This window comes from Fervidicoccus sp., from assembly GCF_049967375.1.
Classification (GTDB): domain Archaea; phylum Thermoproteota; class Thermoprotei_A; order Sulfolobales; family Fervidicoccaceae; genus Fervidicoccus; species Fervidicoccus fontis.
On the sequence record NZ_JBMFSV010000010.1, the window covers coordinates 1 to 21,383 of the forward strand.

Consider the following 21,383-nt stretch of genomic DNA (forward strand, 5'->3'; position numbering starts at 1 on the left):
ATGCTGTTCATAGAAGGAGTGAAAAACGCGAAAAGTGTAACTATATTATTAAGAGGAGCCAATGATATAATTCTTGATGAAGCTGAAAGAAGCATCAATGATGCGTTGCATGTTTTAAGAAACGTTATGAAGGATCCAAAAATTGTTGGCGGAGGAGGAGCTCCTGAGATCGAGCTAGCATTACAACTAAGGAAGTTTGCGACAACGGTAGGAGGAAAGAAGCAGCTAGCAATTGAAGCCTTTGCCGATGCTATGGAAACAGTCCCCATGATCCTAGCTGAGACTAGTGGTATTGATGCGCTTGAAGCCTTAATGAAGCTAAGGCAGCTTCACACAGAAAACAAAATATTTGCAGGAGTTAATGCGCTGACTGAAAAAATCATCGAGAACACTTTTGAAGAAAATATTATAGAACCTATAATTGTTAAGAAGCAGGCAGTTAAGAGTGCATCTGAAGCAACAATCACTATACTAAAAATCGATGACCTTATTGCTGCACAGGCTCCAAAGAAGAAAGAGGAGAAAGGCGAAGGTTCTGAAGGAGGAAGAATGCCTCAAGGAGCAGGAATGCCTGAGTTCTAATTTTTTAATAAAAAAGTTTTAAAATCCTCATTTAACTAGTTTTTTCTTATAAATTTATGTTATCAAGTAGAGTTTTTGAGGTCAATACTTATGTCTATATCACTGCCTAAATCACCAGAAGAGATAATCCCTCCTAAAAAACTGACGAGGTTTGAAAGAGCTAGGATAATTGGAGCTAGAGCTCTTCAACTTTCAATGGGCGCCCCCCCTTTTATTGATGTTTCTAATTTACCAAAAGATCCAATTATTATAGCTGAAAAAGAACTAGAAATGGGGGTTCTTCCATTAACCGTTGTTAGATGGCTTAGAGGAGAGGTTAAGCAACTTATACCGGTAAAGTGGCTAATAGAAGAAGAGAAAAAAGAATACTATCTTATAAAGCAATGAAAACTTTAACATTGTTTTAAATGTTAAATTTATTAAGGTAAACCTAAGTTGAGCCTTTGTAAAGAGGTTATTGAAAAAGGGAATTATACGTTAATAATATCGGAAAAACCTAAAGCTGCAAAAGCTATAGCTGAGGCACTTAGCTATAAGCCCATATCCTGTAAAGATAATAACATAACTTATTATGTAATAAACAATAATGAAAAGACCACTGTTATCGCCAGTACTGCTGGGCATCTTTTTACTCTTTCTACTAATAGCAAAGACTACCCTGTTTTTGACTACGAATGGGTTCCTAGATGGTTGGTAGAAAAAGGCGCCTTTCATTTGAAAAAATATTATTATCTGCTCTCCAAGCTTTCAAAAAGAGCAAGCGAATATGTTAATGCATGTGATTATGATATAGAAGGATCAGTTATAGGATACATGATAATAAAATTGCTAGGCAACGAAACAAAAGGGAAAAGAATGAAGTTTTCAACTTTGACGAAAGAAGAATTGCTTAATTCTTTTAAAAAAATTGGACCGTTTGATTACGACATGATAGAAGCAGGAATATGCAGACATGAATTGGACTGGATATGGGGAATTAATACGAGCAGAGCGTTAATGCATATATACAAACAAGCCAGCGGAAAGAATATTGTCCTTAGTTCTGGAAGGGTTCAAAGTCCAGCTCTTATTGAAGTTTTTGACAGATATATTGAGGAGAGAAGTTTTTTCTCTCCGCCAAAGTTTCAATTGACTGCTGTTTTCTCTAAAGATAGTTACAAATTCAGCAGTTCACATATAAGTTCTCCATTTGAATATAAAAAAGATGCTGAAGAAGCAAAAAAGAGAGCATTAAATGTTAAGAGAGGAAATGTATCCGATATTAAAGAAGAAAAAGAAAGGATTCCTCCTCCGCCTCCTTTTAATTTAAGCGATTTACAATATGAAGCTTCTAGGATATATGGTTTCTCTCCAAGTTACACGCAAAAAATCGCTGAAGACCTATACTTAGATGTATTAATTAGCTATCCAAGAACTAACAGTCAAAAGTTGCCTCCATCCATACCGCATAAAAATATTCTAGAAAATCTTTCTGTGCTTAAAGAATATGAAAAACAGATAGAAGAAGTGAAAAAAAGGAATCCTTCATACATACCTCGACAAGGAAGAAAGGAAGACCCAGCGCATCCAGCCATATATCCCACAGGAAAGATACCTAAGGACTTAAAAGGTGATAAATTAAAGCTTTATGACCTTATAGTTAGAAGATATATTTCTACTTTCATGGATGATTTAGTATTAATAAAAAGAAAGGTTAAAATTAATGTTGGAGAAAGAGATGTCTTTGAAACCAATGGAACTATTATCGAATCTAAAGGATGGCTCAAAGCATACAAGTTCTACACTATAGAAAAAGCGATTCCATCCCTAAAATTAAACGATATTGTTAGTATTGAAAGTATAAAAATTGCTTCTTATTATCCTTCTAAACCCAAACTTCATACTAAAACTTCTTTGCTTAAGTGGATGGAATCGCAAAATATTGGTACTGAGGCGACTAGAGCACAAATTATAGAAACTTTATTCAAAAGAGGATATTTGAAGTCGACTTCAAAAGGTATTATACCGACAAAATTAGGAATTGCGGTTTCCCTGGCTCTTAAAAAATACGTGTCAGAACTTACAGATGTTTCACTTACGAGAAGCTTTGAAGTAAGATTGCAGGAAATAAGGGAAAATAAAAAAAGCAGAAGCGATGTAGTAAAAGAAGCGAGAGAAGTAATGAGTAAAATAATATCTCAAATGAAGGCTCAAAATGAGAAGATCGGTAAAGAGCTAATGCTTTACTCGAATACTCCAAAAGATAAAAGATGCATTCTGTGCGAATTGCCAGGAGAAGTAAATGGGTTATGTATAATTCATTATAGTGCCTTAAAAAAGCTTTCAGAAGGGTTGGAAGAATGGATGAAGAAAACAGGTGAAGATAAAGAAACTAGCATTTCTAAGATAGAAAAAAACAAGAGCCTTGGTCAAGCTGTAAGAGAAGTTGCAAGCGCAATAAAAAATAAAACCATTATATTAATATAAACTTTTATGATCATTTGGTGAAAATTATGGATATCATATTGTGTGGAACTAAGTCGGATTGGTTCTGCGACAACTTATCCAAATCATTAAATATAAAGTCATTGAAAGTTTTCCATAAAGTGTTTCCTGACGGAGAAACATATATAAGAGTACCAGAAGAAGTTAGTGGGAAAAAAGTTATTCTTGCACATTCTCTGTCACCTCCCCAGAATGATTCGATTTGGGAGCTTATTCTTATCCTTGAAGCGCTTAGAGAATTGGATATAAAAGAGATTAATGGATATATACCATATGTTGCGTATTCGAGACAGGATAAAATATTCTTAAATGGAGAACCTATAAGCATTAAAGCGTTGTTACAAATTTTGTCGCAAATGGGAATGAGCTCAATATACACTATAGATATACACAAGCCGAACACGCTTTCATATTTTAATGGGACTTCATATAATATTATACCTTTCAAATCTATGGCAAACATGATAAGGAATATGGCAAAACATCCATTTGTGATATCACCAGATATAGGTGCGCTTGAAAGGGCTAGAAGGTTAGCTAACGAACTTTCGACTGACTTTGACTACATGGAAAAGAAAAGAGATGTGTACACAGGAAAAATTGAGATAAGCTTCCATGAAGTTAATTTAAAAGATAGAGATGTTGTAATTGTCGATGATATTATAAGTACTGGAGGTACTGTAGCTGAAGCTGCTAAAAAAATTTACTCGCTTGGAGCAAAGAAAGTTTTTGTAGCTGTTTCTCACGCATTACTAGCGGGTGATGCAATTAACAAATTGAAAGAAGCAAATGTTTATTCTGTACTTTCAGCCAATACACTTCCACCGAAAAGTGGCGTAATATATTACGATGTAATTCCTGAATTAGCTGAAATACTAAAACAGTGAAGTGTTTTGCCCCTGTTTTATGCTTTATTAAGCGGAAAATACCCCTGCCTTAGTAGATCTGAATTTATTTCTCTTTTAGAATTTTATGAAGGAAATATTGTATTAGAGCTGACAAATACAACAATCTTTGAGGTAGAAGATGAGACCGATGCCATAAACATTCAAGTCAGGTCTTCTACTATCAAAGAAGTTGGGAGAGTTATAGGAATTATTCCCTCAAAAGGAGAACCCTTATTTTTCAAGTATTGCCCCAACGGGAAAATCTACATAAAACCTCATAGAATACAGGGGTTTTTGAAGAGTTTAGATGGAAATGCTTTAGTATCAATTGCCCTTTCGTTTATTAAAAAGAACTGCATAGAAAGCAGAAAAGAAGATAAAAAAACCGTAAGAGTGATAGCAGCTGACGGAGTTTTAATAATTGGTGAGCTTCTATCGGATAGAGGAAAGGGGGATATAATTTCTCAAAATCCTCATAACTTGCCTTTTTATAAGCCTGGGGCTCTCAATTTTTGGTTCGCTAGACTTTTAGTCAATCTTTCTATAAGCAAAGAGGGAAGAGTCTTTTACGATCCTTTTTGTGGGACTGGTAGCCTACCTTTATCTGCATTAAACGATTGGGAGTTTATTTCTATCTGTAGCGATATCAGAAAGGATATGTGCTATGGAGCTAAAAGAAATTTAAAAACGCTTTCGAAAGTTAACGAATTTGAAATAATTAGAGCTGATGCAAGGCATCTTCCAATAAGAGAGAGAAGCATTGGCTTTGTTGCAACAGATCCTCCATATGGAAGATCCGTTAAATCTCTTTTTTCGGACAGTACAAACTTATCACAAGATTCTCTTAAAGAGTTAGCGAACATATTGGATTTTGGAGGAAAAATTGTTTTTTCTCTAGATAGAAACATAGCTGAAAAACTGATAATACCTGAAGGCTTAAAAATAAAGAGTAGATGCCCTATGTATGTTCATAATAGATTAACGAGAATTATTATGGTGATGCAGAAAGTTGAGTGAAGCTTGGATTCTTTTTCTCGGAACAGCAGCTGGAACACCGAGTAAGAAAAGGGGTTTACCGAGCATTTTGCTTCAGTATAGAGGAAAATATATTTTGCTTGATATTGGAGAAGGATCCCAAAGATCATTAATAAAAAACGGAATAGGAGTAAACAGGATAGATCACATTTTAATTTCTCACCTGCACGGCGATCATATATTTGGCTTGCCGGGGATTATCCAGACTATGAGTATGGAAGGGAGGGAAAGAAAGCTAAGTATTATCTCTCCTGAAGGTATAGAAAAAATACTAAATGCTGCTTCTCAAATAACTTCATATCAGCTTGAATTCCCTATAGAAATAATTAAGCCGGAAGGAGAAATTTCGCTTGAACAGTACATCTCTGTTTATCCATTTAAGACTTGTCATACTAATATTGAATCTTTTGGGTATATAATAAAAGCTTTCGGTACTGGCAAAGAAAAAAAGGAAAGATTCTCTTTAGCATATACAGGAGACACCGCTCCATGTGAAGAGCTTATTGAGAAAATTAAGGGCGCAGATGTGCTTATTCATGATTCAACATTTGATTCCTCTATGGTTGAAAAAGCAATTGCTTTTGGACACTCAACAAGCTCTATTGCAGCTAAGGTTGCTAAAATGGCTGGTGTAAAATCTTTAATTCTTTTCCATATAAGCAATAGATATAACGATAAAAGCGAGATGATCCTAGATAATGCTTTAAAAATTTTTAAAAATACCTTTCTAGCCGAAGACGGAATGAAATTCTACATTTGAATAGCATTAAAATATTTGAAAGTTGATAATTTATTTGGTGTCGAAAATTGGGTAACCGAAGATTTAGGTTTGGACCTGCTGGAAAGCCTATAGATTTAAAGGGAGATCTGTTAGAAGCCCCAGTATTTCTAAAGAAGATTGGACTTGATGCTATGGAGTATGAAGCAGTACGAGGGGTTAATATCAGCGAATCTAAGGCTAAAGAGTTTGGAAAAATAGCGGAAGAGAATGATGTGCTTCTCAGCATGCATGCACCCTATTACATAAATCTTTCTGCACAACAGAAAGATACTATTGAAAAAAGCAAGGAAAGGTTACTTGATGCTATAAGGGCTAGTGAATGGATGAAAAGCTATGTAGTTGTGTTTCATCCTGGATACTATCTTGACTGGGGCGTAAAGAAGGCTGTAGAATTAGTAATTGAAGCACTGAAGGATGTGAGGGAGGAAGCTAATAGCAAAGGATGGAAATATGCATGGCTAGGACCGGAAACGACTGGAAAAAAGAAACAGGTAGGTTCTATAGATGATACCATAGAAATCTGCAGAAATGTGGAAAAATGCCGTCCGGTGGTTGATTGGGCACATTTGTATGCTAGAAGCTTAGGAATGTCTATAAAGAGTAAAGATGAAGTTGTAAAAATAATTGATACTATTGAAAAAGAGCTTGGAAATGAAAGTGTTCATCCCCTCCACACGCACTTTTCTAAAATTGAGTATAACAGTGGAGGAGAAAAAGAACATCATACGCTTGATGAAAATGAATTCGGTCCGGAATTTGGAATTGTCTGTGAAGCTTACAAAGAAACCGGTATAGAAGCTGTAATCATAAGTGAAAGCCCTATATTAGAAAGGGATGCTATCAAAATGAAAAATATTTGTAAAGAATGAATTTTAAGATAAGTTATTAAAAAAGAGTACCCACTCTAAAGAACATTTTGTTTTGCCTTTCTTTCTTCCTCAGCCCTGACCTTCACTATACCAAGATGTATAGCACAAGAAACACAGTAGCACTTCTTTACAGGATACCTTGTTATGATTGCGCCCTTCTTTTCAAGTTCTTTAGCAAGTTGTGGTTCTATAGGACTATAGTATCTCTCAACACATATAGCTTTATCCTCAGGTATTAATCTACCACAATTATCACATTGTATTCTTTCTACGTACCCTTTTCCTCCTTTATGTCTACCTCTGCTTTCTCTTTTTTTAGGCATCTATTTTCCCCACACAAATTTCATTTAATCTTTAATACTTAACATAAATATGCATTATGTGCGATGTACAGATGTATTTTTATAAGTTTTTAGAGATTTTAACTTTATCGTTCAAAAAACATAAGAAACAATGTAAAGAAAGGCAGTAGCACTTAGACCGATTAAAGAAAATCTTGCAGCTTCTTTTATCACGCTTTCTTTGCTGATCTTCCCTAAATAAGCTCCTATGAATGCAATCTGAATATTCGACATAACTACTGAAGATATTAAAGAGTGATCTAATAAAATTACTCCTTTTAGACTTAGAATTAGAGGTAGTATCGAAATAAGAGAGAAAAGAGCCCCCATCATACTCCATGTTGCTATATATATTGGTACCAATTTAATGAATACTTCGTAGTATGTGTTTTTTAGTTCAGTGAGGAGATGCTTTTCTATTTCTTTTACCTCATTTATTCTCTCAGCTCTCTCTGTCATATATACACCGATAAAATTACTAAATATGCCAACTGTTATTATCCCTCCAACAATTGCCCATATATAAACAATCGGATCCTTGCTTCCACTTATATGTGTCCCAATTATAACGCCTATTGAAGTTAGAAGACCATCAAAGCTATTCATCACAAAAAGCCTTCTTGCTATGCTCTTAACATCAACATTCTCCATCATTCTAAGCATTTTTTTGGTTTTTTCAATTGACTTTAACAAACCCATACTAAATTCACACTTAAGCACAAAAGTTGAACTAAGTAATTTTTATTTATACTAGTTAAAATAAATATTTAGTTTAGAAGTTTGGTGCAAAGAATGAATAGTGAGTTTGAATTAATTGTTGTACAGCATAAAAGGGAAGATGATTTAGAAAAGAATTTAATGCGTCTAATAAAAAATCTTAGGGCCATAAAAATAGAAAAAAACTCAATAATTGTCCTCCCGGAAGTATGGCTGACAAAAGAAATTTTAGAATATAGCACACTTAAATCATTTCTAACGCAACTTGAAATTTTATCCAATGAACTTGGAGTTTGGATGGTACCAGGAGCGTTTTATGTTAGAGAAAATGGAAAGGCATTAAGCAAGAGTTATATCATTTCACCAAAGGGAGAATCTAAAGCAATTTCTGAAAAGATATTTCCGAGTTATCCAATGAAGGAAAGAAATGAAATATCGCCGGGATCATTTCTCAAGGTTGAAGATTTAGGATTTACTAAAATCGGAGTTATAATTTGCGTTGATGCTATGTATCCTGAGCTATCAAGGCTATTGGCTATAAGAGGTGCCGAACTTATTCTTAATCCTTCCAGCATTCCTGAAAATAGGGTTCAACTTTGGGAAAGCATTTCTGTTACAAGAGCTTCTGAAAACACAGTGTATTGGGCTTCAGTAATATTAACTGGAACAAGCTATCCTGATGGAAGGAAAGTACTTGGAGGGAGTATAGTTGTTGATCCGGGAGGAAGGATTATACTCAAATCAGGAGCTTCTGAGGAGATTGTCAGAGTAACACTAGATAAGAACGTTTTAGAAAACCAAAGAAAACGATGGGTTTATCTTGAAGATGTGAAAAAATCAGCACTTTGGGAAGTATATAAAAGGCTCGATTCTTTTATTGGCTATTGATCTTCTCAATTTTTAGCACTATAACATACTCTTCTATTTCAAATCTTTTTCCTTCACTTATGCTTTCTTTACTTATCTCCACCGCACGAGTTTCGTTCTTAATGTAGTCGATATGTTTTATAATCGCACTTTCCAGCTCTTCAGAATCTGTATAATACTTCACATTAACCTTATCGCTATACTCCAAGTTGTTTTCCTTCCTCATTATCTGTATCCTTCTAATGACCTCTTTTGCAAGACCGAGCTCATAGGTTTCTTTATCAATTTCTTCAATAATGTAAATCTTAGACTTTCCTCCAATTGCTTGAAGCTCTTTTACAAATTTTTCTGGCGGTCTGGCTACAAATTCAACGCTTGTAATATTCGCCATTGTAGAAATTAGTGATATGTATTCTTCTTTTTCTTTAATTTCATTCGACCAGAGAATTACGATCTTTTTTAAGGGCATCCTTCTCTTTATGCCTCTTTCTCCTCTATAACTCACAATAGTATCTATAACCTTCATTGCTTCCTCTACATTCTCAAATGCGGTATTATCTAAATAATCTTTGGGCAATGGCTTTGCGACTTCAAGCATAACAGATTCCTTGGGTTCGATCCCAACCTTGCGCCACACTGTTTGATATATGTATTCAGCAATGAATGGAGTAAAAATGCCTATAAGCGGTATTGAGTGCTTTAGCAAAGTGAATATTGTCGCGTATGCTGCTCTTTTATCCTTAGTATTTTCTTCGGTCCAAACTCTCGGCCTTACTGCAACTATATATCTCCTGCTTACGTCTTCAACCAAGAAATCAAACAATGCTTTAGAAGCGCTATGCAAATCGAAGTTCTCTATGCTTTCATACACGCTTTTCATTACGCTTTCTTCCTTTGTCAGTATCCATTTGTCAACATTTGTTATATTCTTCATATCTTCTTCAATAGCAGACGCATTCCATTTGTCTAACTCTGCATATGATATGAAAAATTTAACAACGTTATAGAATACTCTGAGTTTACTTCCTATTTCTGAAATCTCCTTATCGACATATCTAATATCCTGCCAAGGTGAGTTCCTATAGCACATGAAAAGCCTAAGCTGATCTGCCCCGTGCTTTTTTAAAGCCTCCCTAGCGAACACGACATTCCCTTTGCTTTTGCTCATCTTTTGCCCTTCAGCATCTAGTATTAACCCATGCATACCGAGCATTTTAAATGGCGATGAATCGTTCAGAACAGTACTGGTTATTAAAAGCGTATAGAACCAACCTCTCACCTGTTCAGGAGGTTCCAAAGCAAATGAATATGGGAATATATACTTATGAAGATGTTGTTTATTTAACTGCTTTAATGCAGCTGTATGGGCAACACCGCTATCTGCCCAGACATCCATAACAAATGGCTCTCTTTTCATTTCTTCGCCACATTTTGGACATTTTATATGCAACTGATCTATATATGGCTTATGCGGATCCTTTACATCCACTCCTGCAGCTTTACTAAGCTCTTCTATGCTCCCAAAAACTTCTATATGCCCACACTTCGGACATATCCATATTGGCAGAGGAGTTCCCCAATATCTTTCCCTTGAAATGCACCAGTCTCTACTTGCCTCCACCCAAGCATCCATTCTATTATATCCCCAAGAAGGCCTGAACTTAACATTTTTGAGATACTCCCTCATCCTATTGACAATAGCAGTAGTTTTAATAAACCACTGACTAGTCGGATAGTATATTAGAGGCGTACCGCACCTCCAGCAATGAGGATATTCGTGTTCTATTTCTTCATAATGCAAAACTAGACCTTTTTCCTTAAGAGCTTCAACAACAGCTTTGCTTGCATCTTTGAACCACATACCTGAAAATATCCCTGCATCTTCTCCAAAATACCCATTATCTTTTAATGGAGTCCATACTTCTAATCCATATTTTTTCGCAGTCTCAAAATCTTCAGGACCATGGGCAGGTGCTGTGTGAACTATACCTGTACCTTCAGTCATTGTCACATAATCTGCACTCACAACAGTGCATTCTGGTGGGCTACAATTAGAGTTCTTTGGAACTTCTTCTGAAAGCGGATGAACATATCTTTTTCCAACTAGCTCACTTCCTTTATATTTGGCAGTTATTTTTGCATCCTTTACTTGCAACTTGGACAGCAAGGAGTTGAGTAATGGCTCGGCTATAAGGAGTTTTTCTCCTTTTATTTCTACTAGGACATAATCTGATTGAGGATTAACGGCTAAAGCTCTATTCGCGATTATAGTCCACGGCGTAGTTGTCCAAACAGCAAAGTAAAAATCTCCATCCAGGCTCTTTACCTTAAAGTACAAACTCGGATCTTTTACTATTTCGCTTCCCAAGCTTAATTCATGATTGCTAAGAGCTGTTCCACACCTCGGACATCGCGGCACGACGCTGTAGGATTTGTACAGAAGACCTTCTTCATATGCATTTTTAACGAAAGACCATACGGTCTCTAAATATTTAGGATTCCTTGTTTGGTAAGCATCTTCATAATCAAGCCATACCGCAAGCCTTTCATTATCAGATATCCATTCTGATATATAATGATCAACGCTTTTCTTGCATTCTTCAATAAACTTTTCGACACCTATCTTCTCTTCTATCTCCTTTTTGCTTTTAACCTTAAACTTCTTCTCTACTTCTAACTCAACTGGCAAACCTTGAGTGTCCCATCCCCCTTGAGCCCAAACTCTAAAGCCCTTTATCATATGGTATCTAATCATCACATCTTTGTATATTCTCCCTCTCGCATGTCCTGCATGCATATATCCATTTGTCGTTGGAGGACCTTCTAAAAATGAGAAAATTTCGGATCCTTCTCTAGAATCCCAAACTTCTTTTAGCACCTTTTTCCTTATTCCATTCTCAGTCCAGTATCTTATCACAATTTCTTCTATTTTAAGCGGATCATAATTTGAAATTAGATTCCAGCTCAATATCCTCCCCTCATCTCATCCAAAAACAGTCCTTGCTTCTTCTATTGAACTTAAGGCTATCAAACTTTTAAATCTATACATCGTTTTAAGATCAATGTCTAAAAAATCTTCACCATCTAATCCTCTTACTACTCCACCATTTTCTATTATCATACCAATTCCTGCCGCAGCATCTACAATTCTCAATTTTGACCTTGCATCTATAAAACCGTCAATTTTTCCTATAGAAACGAGTGCAAGTTCAAGTGCAGCGCTTCCAAGGCTTCTAAATGTCGCTATATATCCCCTATTAATAAGCTTTTCCCGTATGTTTTTTACCGTCTCGATAGCATTATCGTTGTCAAAATATACAGCATAGTATTTTTCTTTATCAATGCCTGGCTGCTTTTTTATGTAATATTTTTCGTTATTGACAAAAACTCCCCCTCTTTTATAAAAACTAAATGACTCATTAAAGAATACCGGCTTTACTGTTCCCGCGACAATATCATTAATACCATTTCCTCTTTGTTCTGCGAAAGCTATACTAACAGAACACCACTTAATTCCTCTGGCGTAGTTCTTTGAACCGTCTAAAGGGTCTATTATCGCAATTATATTTTCATTGCCTTCTTTTATAACTTCAGATTCTTCAGTAACTATTGTTCCCCTGATTCCTTCGTTTTTAAGCATTTCGATTATTAAATCTTCTGATAACTTGTCTGCCTTTATTGTTTCTTTTCCTTTGTATAAATGTTCAAAAGATCTTTCATCCTGTGAAATTTTAGCAAGTTCTTTGGAAGCTTCTTCTGCGATCTTTCTGCTTATGTTCATCAATTCTTCGTAATTTAAATCGAAGTTCGACACCTCCAAATTTTTACAAAATAGAGGCTTTTTCCATTTAAGTTAGATGTTGAAAAATATTTGAGTTTTATGAAAATAAATATTTTTCTTATCATTTAAAAAGGAAATTCTAATTCTTTTTCAAAAAGTTATATTGCTAAAAGCTCTTTTATCAATATTATATTCGCTATAGAATAAATCATATAACCAGGAAATTTTAGAAATTCAAACGAAATCTTTAAAAATCATTCTAATGATAAATCTAAGGTTTCCACATTAGAATAGTTCAAAAGGTAATCTAAATTGAGCGAGTTACAACTATATACACATGGAGATTTAGACGGAATAGCTTCTGCCTCTATATACATAAAAATTGCTAAAGAAAAGCTGAGCAATATAAACTATTCTGTTAATTTTGTAGAACCAACCAATTTAGATAAGGCTCTCTCCTCGACTATTTCGCCATATAAAAGCGGTAGCATTATAGCTATTATGGATATCGGAGTAAACAGGAGCAATTTCGAAAAAGTATTAAGCATTCTTAGCGAATTAACTAAAAGATTTACCGTAGAATGGTATGATCATCATATATGGCCAAAAGAATTCAAAGATGCAATTAATAGCATAGGAGTGAAGCTATTTGTCGAGGAGGATACCTGTGCTGCAGGCGTGGTTTCAAGACATGCTTTTGGAGGTCTAAGCCCTGAAGACGATAACACTAGGTTTTTCGTTGACTCGGTATGTTCTGCAGACTTATGGAAGTGGGAAGAATGGTTCTCTCCTTTTCTATATAGGATATTAGGTAGCGGGGATATTGATGTTGGAAGCAACAAATGGAAAAGATTTTTAATCGAGGAGTTTAGCAATGGAAGGTATTGGTCGGACTCTTTTGATGATATTGTGGAAAAGTACATAAACTTAGAGCTTGAAGGCTATAACAAAGCATTAAAGGAAGTTTTTACTGAACAGTGTAAAAGGATTAATGTAGCATACTTATATAAAAAGCCAGGACCTCCAAATGCTAGTCTACTTGGTCACTATCTGCTATCCAAAACTGGAGCAGATATAGTAGTAATATACAGAGAGAGCGGAGTTTTGTCTTTTAGATCTAAGCAGGTTGATGTCAGCAGCATAGCTAGATGTATTGGAGGTGGAGGGCATAAATTAGCTAGCGGAGCTGAAATAAAGCTTCCATTCTACTATTTTCCTTTAAAAATTATCTTAAAACCTCTTTTCGATTATTTGATTAAGAAAAAGGTAATGAAAAAAGTAAATTATTGTATAAGCGAAACGGATATCGCTCCAACATGAGAAACATATTAGCTTCCGATCCTGTCTGTTTAATGTTTCTTGCTGATTCGGAAACATAAAAATTGAGAAATAAAAACCCTTATAATCTAGAAAGCAACATATTATAAACCTGCTCTTTTGTTAAAATAAACTTATCCTTTGGAATTCTAGGCTCAAAAATTCTCCATCCAGCCTCTACAGCGTCTTTTAGCCATTCTTTATCGAAGCCGTAATCCTTAAGAGCATAATTAAAACCGATACTCTTTTGAAATTCGTCCAGAATCTTTCCGGCTTTTTCTGCATCTTCAGGAGTTGGCCTAAGGGATGGATCTAAGACTTTCATAACTTTCCAGGAGTTTTCTGGAAACGCCTTGTACAACAATGGTAGAAACAAGGGACCTATAATAGCTAGACCTGCTCCATGTTCAAGGCTTGGATTTACCCCACTTAATCCATGCTCCATTCCATGAATTATGCTTGTACCTGCCAAGTCAATTGAAATTCCGGCTAACATGCTTGCGTATAGTAGCCAATATCTCGCCTCAATATCCGAAGGATTCTTCATTGCAACTTGAATATACGTTTTTATGTAGTAAGCAGATTTTTCTGAAAGATCTTGAACATATGGGTTTGATGATTCAACTATACTTGATTCAAGAGCATGATAAAATGCATCAATGCTGGTGAAAAGCGTTTGTTGTGGAGACAAAGAAACCATATATCTCGGATTGTCAACAGAAATATTTGGATATGCTATAGACGAGCCTAATTTCTCCTTGGTTTCACTTATAGTTGCAACTGCGTATCTATCAACTTCTGTTCCTGTTCCATGTGTGAGGTTGATTGCAACGAGAAAAGTATGAGAGACCGGTTTTATCTTCCTTTTAATGTAATCTACTGGATTCCCACCTATAGAAAGTATTACACTAGCAAATTTAGCACTATCTATTACGCTTCCTCCTCCAATAGCTATAATCAAATCGGTATCAAAGATTTTGCCTTTTTCTGTAATTTCCTCTATCTTGTCTACCGTAGGATTAGATGTTACAGAGTCATAAATTGTGTATTCAATATCGTTTTCATTAAGTATTTTCAAAATATCATCTAAAGCGCCGCTCTTTTTAGCGGATGTCTTTCCAGTAACTATGAGCGCCCTTCTAAAGCCCTTTATCGATCTAGATATCCTTTCTGTAGAATTTATGCCAAAATAAAGGGTAGTTTCTCTAAAGCTTAAAGAGAAATCCTTTGTGCTACTCAATATCTCTCACCAGATTTTTATAGTATTTTAAGATATCAAAATATTTTTCTTTCGGTTCTACGAAAGAGCTAAAGTCTTGCTCATATTGTTTACCTAGCTTGAGCGAGAATTCTGCCTTTGCAAGCTCATATCCAATGTAAGACGCATGCTCGTTCGAGAATTTTACGCCAGATCTGGTCAACTTCTTGTAAAGATCCTTTCCATTATCTGAAGCATAACATAATTTTTCTTCTCCGTGAACACAGAGATATATAAGCCTTTTTTCATGGTCAACGAAAATCAAAACATAGATACCTTTATCCATAATCGGTTCTCCCTGATTCTCAACAGTTACAATTTTCTTGAATTCTTCTGGAGGCTTCATACTGACAGGCTTCTTTTTAGACTTGAATAGCAACAGATCGGTTCCGATATTAATTGGAGGGGTTTTATTCTTAAAGGCATAAGAAGACATAAGAGAAGAAATCCTTGCTTCGAGCGTTGATCCTCTAGCCTTCCATGATTCCTCAGATACAAGAATTAGAGAAGCTCCCATCTCCGCCGCAATGGTAGATAGAATAGCGTTTATACCTACCGAGTCTGCATCCATTAGTTCAATAACATTTGAAAAACTAAGCATAAATGGATAATTTTTCACTCTTTCAGAGACATCATGTAATAAAATAAGAGAATCGACAAAACCTGTACATGGCGGCTTTATTATAGGATCAACAATTAGTTTTCTGAACCCTAGTTCTTCTGCTTTTTTAATTGTATTTTCTAACTCTAAAACAATATTTTCTCTGCCCATATCCAAAGTCTTTTCGCTTGGAATTACTACAAATGACTTTTCTTTAATCCTCTTTAGTTCTTCGATATTTTTACTGTCCAGCGAAAAATAAACTTCCGCACCATAATCATATGCCTCGAGCATAAGCTTTGTATTTATGGTATCTATTCCCAAAACGCTTTTCCTTATTGATTCTGCAACATTTTTTATTCTTTTTATACTATCCTCAAAGCTTTCTCCAATAGGAATTGCAACATTTATGATATCTGCGCCGCTATCTTCTAGATATCTCACATATTCTCCTACGTCCTGTGGTGAAACTCCTGTAGGTGTTTCAGAAGCGATAAATATAGGCGGTCCTCTAACAGGTATCTTTATGTTTTTTATTTCAAAGGCTACGGGATATTTGTTCTTGTATATCTCTTCTAAAGTTTCTTCAAATCTTTTTAATCTATCTAAGTTCAAAATCTCATCTGCAGAGATCGTCGAAGAGAGCTTTTTTCCTGATGATACAAAATTTATTAGTTCTTTCAATAAAGAGAGATCCCTAGATGCCTTGTAAACGGGTTTTCCAATTAAAATGCTTATTTCTTCTGTGCTACCACTCACTGTGCCTGGTATTAGAATTACATCCATTTCTCTTAATTCATTAACCAAAACTTCATCTTTCTTGAGCATTTCTAAAATTATAGACGTTGTTAACATTGCAGCAACTTCTATTTCTAACTTAAAGATTTTTATTGTAATTGATTCCCCAAAAAAGCTATTATCTATCTTTTGCTTCACCAGATCATATGCTCTTTTACCAGTAATTATGCCGATTTTCATCTTTCGTTCCTTCTTCAGTGAATTTTGGCTTTTTAACATTTAATATTTAATCTTCCTTTTGAATTTAAAATAATAAGATAGTGATTTGGTTAAAATATCAATTACACTGAGATGAGAAAAATGAAAATTCTATGGGCTCCATGGCGCTCCGTTTATATTAAAGAAATTTCTAAGGAAGAAAAGGGAAGCTGTATTTTCTGTAAAGCTATTGCTGAAAAAGATGATAATAAAAACTTAGTAGTTTTCAGAGGAAATAAAACGTTTGTTATAATGAACAAATATCCCTATAACTCGGGGCATTTAATGGTAGTGCCCTATAAACATGTCTCTCGTATAGAGAATCTTGATAATGAAGAGTTACTTGAATTGTCAACGTTGATCGTTAGAAGCGTAAAAGTATTAACTGAACTGTACAGACCCGACGGGTTCAATATAGGTATGAACATCGGCAGAGCAGCTGGCGCGGGGATTGAAGACCACATACATGTTCACATAGTTCCTAGGTGGATAGGCGATACAAACTTTATGCCGGTTATCGGAGAAACTAGAGTTATATCAGAGAACCTAACTGAGGCATATGCAAAGATTAAAGAAGCTTTTCAGAAAATAAAATAATTAGCGATGATTTTGTCCTCGATCTCTGAAAAATGATGAAGGCGTTAATTATGAGCTCTAAAGTTGAAGATAGACTAGAACTTATAAATACTTATGTTATAAATGGAATTAAAAGGTATGTTTTTAGGGACATGAAAACAAAAATATATTTGAATGTTGCAGCAGATACGGAAGAAGAAGCAAAAAGTAAGGCTAAGGATATACTATCTAAAGTTGCAACTTAAATGAATAATCCTCAAACTTGAAATGATGTATTCCGAGGTAATTCTAGAATGAGTAGAACCCCTATAGTTATTAAAATTAGTGGCAGTTTCATTCAGCCTGACAAACCTGATGCCATAAGAAATTTTTCAAATGTATTAATAGAATTATGGGAAAGCGGCTATAGGCCAGCAGTAGTTGTTGGTGGAGGCAATACTGCAAGAGATTACATTAATGCAGCAAGAAAATTAGGCGGAAACGAATCAGTTCTTGATCTTATAGGGATAGAAGTAACTAGGCTTAACGCATATCTTCTTATACTATCGCTAGGCAGTTATGCAGTTCCATATCCTCTAGAAAGTATAAATGATATTTTAAAAGTAAAGGATGACCCTCTTGAGAGAATCATAGTAATGGGTGGTCTGCAACCAGGTCAATCTACAAATGCTGTTTCCGCAATATTAGCTGAAGTCATTGGTGCAAAAAATATAATCAATGTAACAAAAGTTGATGGAATATATGATAAGGATCCTCTTTTAAATAAAGATGCAAAGCTTATAAAGAAAATAACAACTTTGCAACTTAGAGAACTGCTAAAACAACACAGCAGTGAGGCAGGAAAATACGAACTCTTTGATCCTTTAAGCTTATCTATTATTGAGAGAAGCAAATTAATCGTTAAAGTAATCAGTGGAAAAGATCCGGAGAATATTAAAAAAGCATTTACAGAGGAAGTAGGAAGTGTCATACTGCCAAGTGATTTCTGATCTTTTCTAAGCTACAAAAAGCTTTTTCGTGCAAAATTAACTCTTTTTATATTAGTAAAACTTTCATGTTGTAATAATATACTTAAACTTTAAATAATAGAGACTTCTGGTTATAAAAATTAAATAATATTAAAAGTCAATAGACAATCAGCGATGATTTTTTCTTAAATCTGAAACATGATGATGAAGGGCCAAAGCTATGAGCTATTAATAAAAATTTAAAACATATGAAAATAGCTTTATATATAAAATATTAATAATACATTTTAGTACTAGGGGTGAAAAATATTTACGAGAAAATAGTAATAGGTTTCGATGGTAGCGCTTCATCAAGATTAGCTCTTCAGAAGGCTTGCGAGTTAGGGGAAAGATTTGGCTCAGAACTTAACGTAGTTTTGGTAATTGAGCCTTTAGATGTCTATTATGGAGAGCCAATACCTGATGTTGAAATCAGCAAACAAAAAGAAGCTGCAAATATGATTATTGAAAAAGCTAAAAAGATTGCTGCAAATTATAAAATAAAAAACGTGAACTACATGGTAAAGTATGGAGTACCTGCAAATGAAATAATGAAAACCGCAACAGATATAAAGGCAGATTTAATTGTTGTTGGAAGAAAAAGCAAAAAGGGTTTATTAGAAAAAGTATTACTGGGTAGCGTAAGTCAATCTATAGTAAACTTAAGCAAAGACATAGATGTACTCATAACCCCATATATAGAACCAACTGATTAAGTACAATGGGTTTTGCAAATTGTTTAAAAATATACCAAATTATCCGGAGATACCAGTATTAAGAGAGAGCGGTATGATTTATCCGCCGGTAGCATTTATAATTTATATGATAAATCCGTTTGTGTCTCCTGATGTTCTCTTTCTCTATAACATATACTTAAGAGCTAACTTAGAAGCTAACAAAGAGATTTTTGTCGGAAGTTATGGTGAAGATGTAGAGAATTTAATTTCTGTTTCCTCATATCCTACCCCATTGATTTCTAAACTCAGAGAATTTTTAAGCCTAACGAATATTCACTATAGGTACTATACTTCAATAGAAGAAATGATAAAGTCTCTAGAGCTTAATTTCAGGAGTGCTGACCACATATATTACTACATTCCCTATTTGAGCGAAAACGATGAAAAAATGCTTTTTAGGCTTGTTCAGTCCGTAAAAAAAGCAAAACAAAATCCCAATAAAAATTTAACTATAACTTTCTTCATTGATGAGAATGTTATAGGAAACAGAAACTCATACATGCTTTATGACGGCGATATTTTATTTAAAGCATATTTTGACGAAAAAACGTACAGAAGATATATTAAACTAATAAAAATGAGATTTTTTGAACCTAGAAGTATAAATATTGAATATGTAATAGATAATGATATCATTAGATTTAATCTTATTCGATCACTTTAAAAATTTCTAGCAAAACTAGTTGTGTCTCGAGTGTGATTTAAAAAATGGTAATAAAAACTGGGAAAAAAATGCCCGAAAAGCTAGAAACGATATTAAAAGAAAGCGTTAGGCTTGCAGATATTCAATATTACATGAAGAAAAGAGTTAGGCTTGAGGGGGAATGTCTCATTATAAAGAACGAAAAGGAGAATAAAGAATATAAAATAACCATAAAAAACAAAAGAGTTCATCTTATAAGCTTTGGAAAAGCTTCTCAAAAGATGGCTGAGTTTGCTTTAAACCTTCTAGGTAGTAGAATTATAGATGGAATAGTTGTAAAGCTTAAGTTTGCCGAAAAGATCTCTGAATTTCCTCAAAATATAAAGGTAATAGAGGCGAATCATCCGGTTCCCGATAGTGGAAGTATAGAAGCAGCAAAGAGTATTCTCAATTTAATTTCAAATGCTAGCGAAGATGATTTGATGCTTTTTCTAATCTCAGGAGGTGGTTCAGCTATGGTGGAACTTCCTATAGATCCTATAACTTTGGAAGATGCTGAAAAGGCTTTTTCGCTTTTAATAAGAAGTGGCGCAACAATTCACGAAATAAATGCCGTAAGAAAGCATATTTCTCAAATCAAAGGAGGAAAACTTGCTAAAAAAGCCTATCCTGCTGAGGTTGTCTCCTTAATTGCAAGTGATGTCCCTGGCAACTATATTGATGTAATTGCCAGCGGTCCAACAGCTCCAGACACAAGTACTTATAGCGATGCCTATAGAATTCTTGAGCAATATGAAATTCTCGACAAAATACCAAAAAGCGTTTTAGAAGTGATAGAAAAAGGTTTAAGAGGAGAAATTGAGGAAACTCCAAAACCTTTAGATAAAGTTTTTGAAAGAGCGCACAACTTTTTAATCGCCGCACCCTCAGATCTAGCAAAAGAGGTTTCAAGTTATGTTTCAAAAATAGGATACAATTCTTATGTGCTCACATCAATACTTCAGGGAGAAAGTGGAGAGGTAGCTAAGGCTCTCTCATCAATTGCAATTGATACGAAGAAGGGAAATACTTCCTTTGCTCTTCCTACAGCACTGATATTAGCCGGTGAGACAAATGTCAAAGTAAAAGGTAGTGGGAAGGGAGGTAGGGCTATGGAACTTGTAGCTTACTTTTCGAGGGAAATAGCAGGAATTGATGGAATAAGTATTTTTGCTATAGACACGGACGGCATGGATGGTAGTACTACATCAGCAGGTGCATTTGCAGATTGCAACACATGGAGAAAAATATTCAAAAAATATGGCTTAAAAGCTTTTGATGAATTGAGAAATAACAATTCTTATGAATTACTTGACTCGCTTGGGTACACAATCTATACAGGTCCAACTGGCTCAAATCTGAACAATCTCATTTGTATTTTAATCGATTGATCTTATATGAGCTGTTTCTTATACGATCTTAACTTCTCTCTTACAGTTTTACTAAGATTGTAACACCCAGTGCCTCTTTCTAGCAATCCCTTACTTATCAATATTTCTATAACGCTTTCCGGATTTTTTATCCCATAAACTCTTTCTAGCTCTCTAACAGCCAAGATTTCCCCTACAGATAAGTTTGTCAAAAAATAATCCATGACTCTGTACTCTTCTTCGCTTAGTCCTGGGTATAATTTTTTAAATACTGATAAAGAAAGTCTTATTCCTCTATCCAACTTTCCTTCCCTTTTTTGTTAAAATGTGTCGAGATAAGAGATCCAATGGCATATCTTATCGCTTCGCTTCTGCTTTGAAAGATCTTATCTTCTACCAGTCTATCTATTGCACTTGCCATTTCTGGCGGAATCTTACATGTTACCAGCACAAATTTATTTTTTGGCATTAAAAATCACTTCTTTTCCAATATAA

At 34.7% G+C, this 21,383-nt stretch carries 23 protein-coding genes; 15 read left to right on the forward strand and 8 right to left on the reverse strand.

Going from position 1 to position 21,383, the window contains the following annotated elements; translation table 11 throughout:
* The 7 genes from ACP5SL_RS02825 to ACP5SL_RS02855 all read left to right on the forward strand — a co-directional run.
* The coding region (locus ACP5SL_RS02825) for a TCP-1/cpn60 chaperonin family protein (RefSeq protein ID WP_428228160.1) at positions 1-582 on the forward strand (582 nt) is incomplete at its 5' end.
* Between the two features lie 90 nt (positions 583-672).
* Entirely contained in the window at positions 673-969 is a 297-nt protein-coding gene (locus ACP5SL_RS02830; RefSeq protein ID WP_272985387.1) for a DNA-directed RNA polymerase subunit K, read from the forward strand.
* 48 nt (positions 970-1,017) lie between these two features.
* Complete coding sequence (locus tag ACP5SL_RS02835) at positions 1,018-3,048, forward strand: DNA topoisomerase I (protein WP_428228161.1); 2,031 nt, start codon at positions 1,018-1,020, stop codon at positions 3,046-3,048.
* Between the two features lie 26 nt (positions 3,049-3,074).
* Positions 3,075-3,953: a ribose-phosphate diphosphokinase gene (prs, locus tag ACP5SL_RS02840; protein WP_014558128.1), complete on the forward strand. Its 879-nt coding sequence runs from the start codon at positions 3,075-3,077 to the stop codon at positions 3,951-3,953.
* Positions 3,954-3,959: 6 nt separating this feature from the next.
* The gene (locus tag ACP5SL_RS02845; RefSeq protein ID WP_014558127.1) at positions 3,960-4,970 is read left to right on the forward strand and encodes a TRM11 family SAM-dependent methyltransferase; all 1,011 of its coding nucleotides are present in this window, start codon (positions 3,960-3,962) and stop codon (positions 4,968-4,970) included.
* Entirely contained in the window at positions 4,963-5,748 is a 786-nt protein-coding gene (locus tag ACP5SL_RS02850) for a ribonuclease Z (RefSeq protein ID WP_014558126.1), read from the forward strand. Before ACP5SL_RS02845 ends, ACP5SL_RS02850 begins: the two co-directional genes overlap by 8 nt.
* A 47-nt stretch (positions 5,749-5,795) precedes the next feature.
* Positions 5,796-6,638 carry a TIM barrel protein gene (locus ACP5SL_RS02855; RefSeq protein WP_193803860.1) on the forward strand — a complete coding sequence of 281 codons (843 nt, stop codon included), beginning with the start codon at positions 5,796-5,798 and terminating at the stop codon, positions 6,636-6,638.
* Between the two features lie 35 nt (positions 6,639-6,673).
* Here ACP5SL_RS02855 and ACP5SL_RS02860 read toward each other — a convergent pair whose 3' ends face one another.
* Positions 6,674-6,961, reverse strand: a complete 288-nt coding sequence (locus ACP5SL_RS02860; RefSeq protein WP_014558124.1) for a 30S ribosomal protein S26e — start codon at positions 6,959-6,961, stop codon at positions 6,674-6,676.
* 111 nt (positions 6,962-7,072) lie between these two features.
* Positions 7,073-7,678, reverse strand: a complete 606-nt coding sequence (locus tag ACP5SL_RS02865; protein ID WP_428228162.1) for a hypothetical protein — start codon at positions 7,676-7,678, stop codon at positions 7,073-7,075.
* Between the two features lie 93 nt (positions 7,679-7,771).
* Here ACP5SL_RS02865 and ACP5SL_RS02870 point away from each other — a divergent pair, with 93 nt between their 5' ends.
* Entirely contained in the window at positions 7,772-8,584 is an 813-nt protein-coding gene (locus ACP5SL_RS02870) for a carbon-nitrogen hydrolase family protein (protein WP_014558122.1), read from the forward strand.
* Here ACP5SL_RS02870 and ileS read toward each other — a convergent pair.
* Together ileS and ACP5SL_RS02880 are read right to left on the reverse strand one after the other, a co-directional pair.
* On the reverse strand, positions 8,571-11,531 hold the full coding sequence (gene ileS / locus ACP5SL_RS02875) for an isoleucine--tRNA ligase (RefSeq protein WP_014558121.1): 2,961 nt from the start codon (positions 11,529-11,531) through the stop codon (positions 8,571-8,573). The two genes, ACP5SL_RS02870 and ileS, sit on opposite strands and share 14 nt — an antisense overlap.
* 15 nt (positions 11,532-11,546) lie before the next feature.
* Positions 11,547-12,377 (reverse strand): inositol monophosphatase family protein, encoded by an 831-nt coding sequence (locus tag ACP5SL_RS02880; RefSeq protein WP_428228163.1) that lies wholly within the window; start codon positions 12,375-12,377, stop codon positions 11,547-11,549.
* 279 nt (positions 12,378-12,656) lie between these two features.
* Between ACP5SL_RS02880 and ACP5SL_RS02885 the strand changes: the two genes are divergently transcribed.
* A complete protein-coding gene (locus ACP5SL_RS02885; protein WP_193803864.1) occupies positions 12,657-13,664 on the forward strand; it encodes a DHH family phosphoesterase in 1,008 nt (335 codons plus the stop codon).
* A gap of 79 nt (positions 13,665-13,743) precedes the next feature.
* Here ACP5SL_RS02885 and ACP5SL_RS02890 read toward each other — a convergent pair whose 3' ends face one another.
* Both ACP5SL_RS02890 and ACP5SL_RS02895 read right to left on the reverse strand, forming a co-directional pair.
* Positions 13,744-14,901, reverse strand: a complete 1,158-nt coding sequence (locus ACP5SL_RS02890; RefSeq protein WP_014558118.1) for an iron-containing alcohol dehydrogenase — start codon at positions 14,899-14,901, stop codon at positions 13,744-13,746.
* Complete coding sequence (locus ACP5SL_RS02895; RefSeq protein WP_158308320.1) at positions 14,894-16,498, reverse strand: dihydropteroate synthase-like protein; 1,605 nt, start codon at positions 16,496-16,498, stop codon at positions 14,894-14,896. Before ACP5SL_RS02895 ends, ACP5SL_RS02890 begins: the two co-directional genes overlap by 8 nt.
* A 120-nt stretch (positions 16,499-16,618) precedes the next feature.
* Here ACP5SL_RS02895 and ACP5SL_RS02900 point away from each other — a divergent pair, with 120 nt between their 5' ends.
* The 6 genes from ACP5SL_RS02900 to ACP5SL_RS02925 all read left to right on the forward strand — a co-directional run bounded on the left by ACP5SL_RS02900 (position 16,619) and on the right by ACP5SL_RS02925 (position 20,909).
* The gene (locus ACP5SL_RS02900) at positions 16,619-17,113 is read left to right on the forward strand and encodes an HIT family protein (RefSeq protein WP_193803866.1); all 495 of its coding nucleotides are present in this window, start codon (positions 16,619-16,621) and stop codon (positions 17,111-17,113) included.
* A 50-nt stretch (positions 17,114-17,163) separates the two neighbouring features.
* Positions 17,164-17,337, forward strand: a complete 174-nt coding sequence (locus ACP5SL_RS02905) for a hypothetical protein (RefSeq protein ID WP_158308319.1) — start codon at positions 17,164-17,166, stop codon at positions 17,335-17,337.
* Positions 17,338-17,385: 48 nt separating this feature from the next.
* Entirely contained in the window at positions 17,386-18,081 is a 696-nt protein-coding gene (gene pyrH, locus ACP5SL_RS02910; protein ID WP_014558114.1) for a UMP kinase, read from the forward strand.
* A 278-nt stretch (positions 18,082-18,359) separates the two neighbouring features.
* A complete protein-coding gene (locus ACP5SL_RS02915) occupies positions 18,360-18,815 on the forward strand; it encodes a universal stress protein (RefSeq protein ID WP_014558113.1) in 456 nt (151 codons plus the stop codon).
* 19 nt (positions 18,816-18,834) lie between these two features.
* Positions 18,835-19,500, forward strand: a complete 666-nt coding sequence (locus tag ACP5SL_RS02920; RefSeq protein WP_428228164.1) for a hypothetical protein — start codon at positions 18,835-18,837, stop codon at positions 19,498-19,500.
* Between the two features lie 44 nt (positions 19,501-19,544).
* Positions 19,545-20,909 carry a glycerate kinase type-2 family protein gene (locus ACP5SL_RS02925; protein WP_193803873.1) on the forward strand — a complete coding sequence of 455 codons (1,365 nt, stop codon included), beginning with the start codon at positions 19,545-19,547 and terminating at the stop codon, positions 20,907-20,909.
* Between the two features lie 2 nt (positions 20,910-20,911).
* Here ACP5SL_RS02925 and ACP5SL_RS02930 read toward each other — a convergent pair whose 3' ends face one another.
* On the reverse strand, positions 20,912-21,190 hold the full coding sequence (locus ACP5SL_RS02930; protein ID WP_014558110.1) for a PolB1-binding protein PBP2 family protein: 279 nt from the start codon (positions 21,188-21,190) through the stop codon (positions 20,912-20,914).
* On the reverse strand, positions 21,175-21,357 hold the full coding sequence (locus tag ACP5SL_RS02935) for a ribbon-helix-helix domain-containing protein (protein ID WP_148683665.1): 183 nt from the start codon (positions 21,355-21,357) through the stop codon (positions 21,175-21,177). Before ACP5SL_RS02935 ends, ACP5SL_RS02930 begins: the two co-directional genes overlap by 16 nt.
* Positions 21,358-21,383 lie beyond the last annotated feature (26 nt).

What these genes read in the sequence shown, in the direction of transcription:
- ACP5SL_RS02865 (WP_428228162.1), bottom strand. Translation starts at nt 7,678, where the DNA reads ATGGGTTTGTTAAAGTCAATTGAAAAAACCAAAAAAATGCTTAGAATG.
- ACP5SL_RS02900 (WP_193803866.1), top strand. Translation starts at nt 16,619, where the DNA reads ATGAAAATTCTATGGGCTCCATGGCGCTCCGTTTATATTAAAGAAATT.
- ACP5SL_RS02870 (WP_014558122.1), top strand. Translation starts at nt 7,772, where the DNA reads ATGAATAGTGAGTTTGAATTAATTGTTGTACAGCATAAAAGGGAAGAT.
- ACP5SL_RS02860 (WP_014558124.1), bottom strand. Translation starts at nt 6,961, where the DNA reads ATGCCTAAAAAAAGAGAAAGCAGAGGTAGACATAAAGGAGGAAAAGGG.
- prs (WP_014558128.1), top strand. Translation starts at nt 3,075, where the DNA reads ATGGATATCATATTGTGTGGAACTAAGTCGGATTGGTTCTGCGACAAC.
- ACP5SL_RS02935 (WP_148683665.1), bottom strand. Translation starts at nt 21,357, where the DNA reads ATGCCAAAAAATAAATTTGTGCTGGTAACATGTAAGATTCCGCCAGAA.
- ACP5SL_RS02905 (WP_158308319.1), top strand. Translation starts at nt 17,164, where the DNA reads ATGAGCTCTAAAGTTGAAGATAGACTAGAACTTATAAATACTTATGTT.
- pyrH (WP_014558114.1), top strand. Translation starts at nt 17,386, where the DNA reads ATGAGTAGAACCCCTATAGTTATTAAAATTAGTGGCAGTTTCATTCAG.
- ACP5SL_RS02895 (WP_158308320.1), bottom strand. Translation starts at nt 16,498, where the DNA reads ATGAAAATCGGCATAATTACTGGTAAAAGAGCATATGATCTGGTGAAG.
- ACP5SL_RS02830 (WP_272985387.1), top strand. Translation starts at nt 673, where the DNA reads ATGTCTATATCACTGCCTAAATCACCAGAAGAGATAATCCCTCCTAAA.
- ACP5SL_RS02925 (WP_193803873.1), top strand. Translation starts at nt 19,545, where the DNA reads ATGGTAATAAAAACTGGGAAAAAAATGCCCGAAAAGCTAGAAACGATA.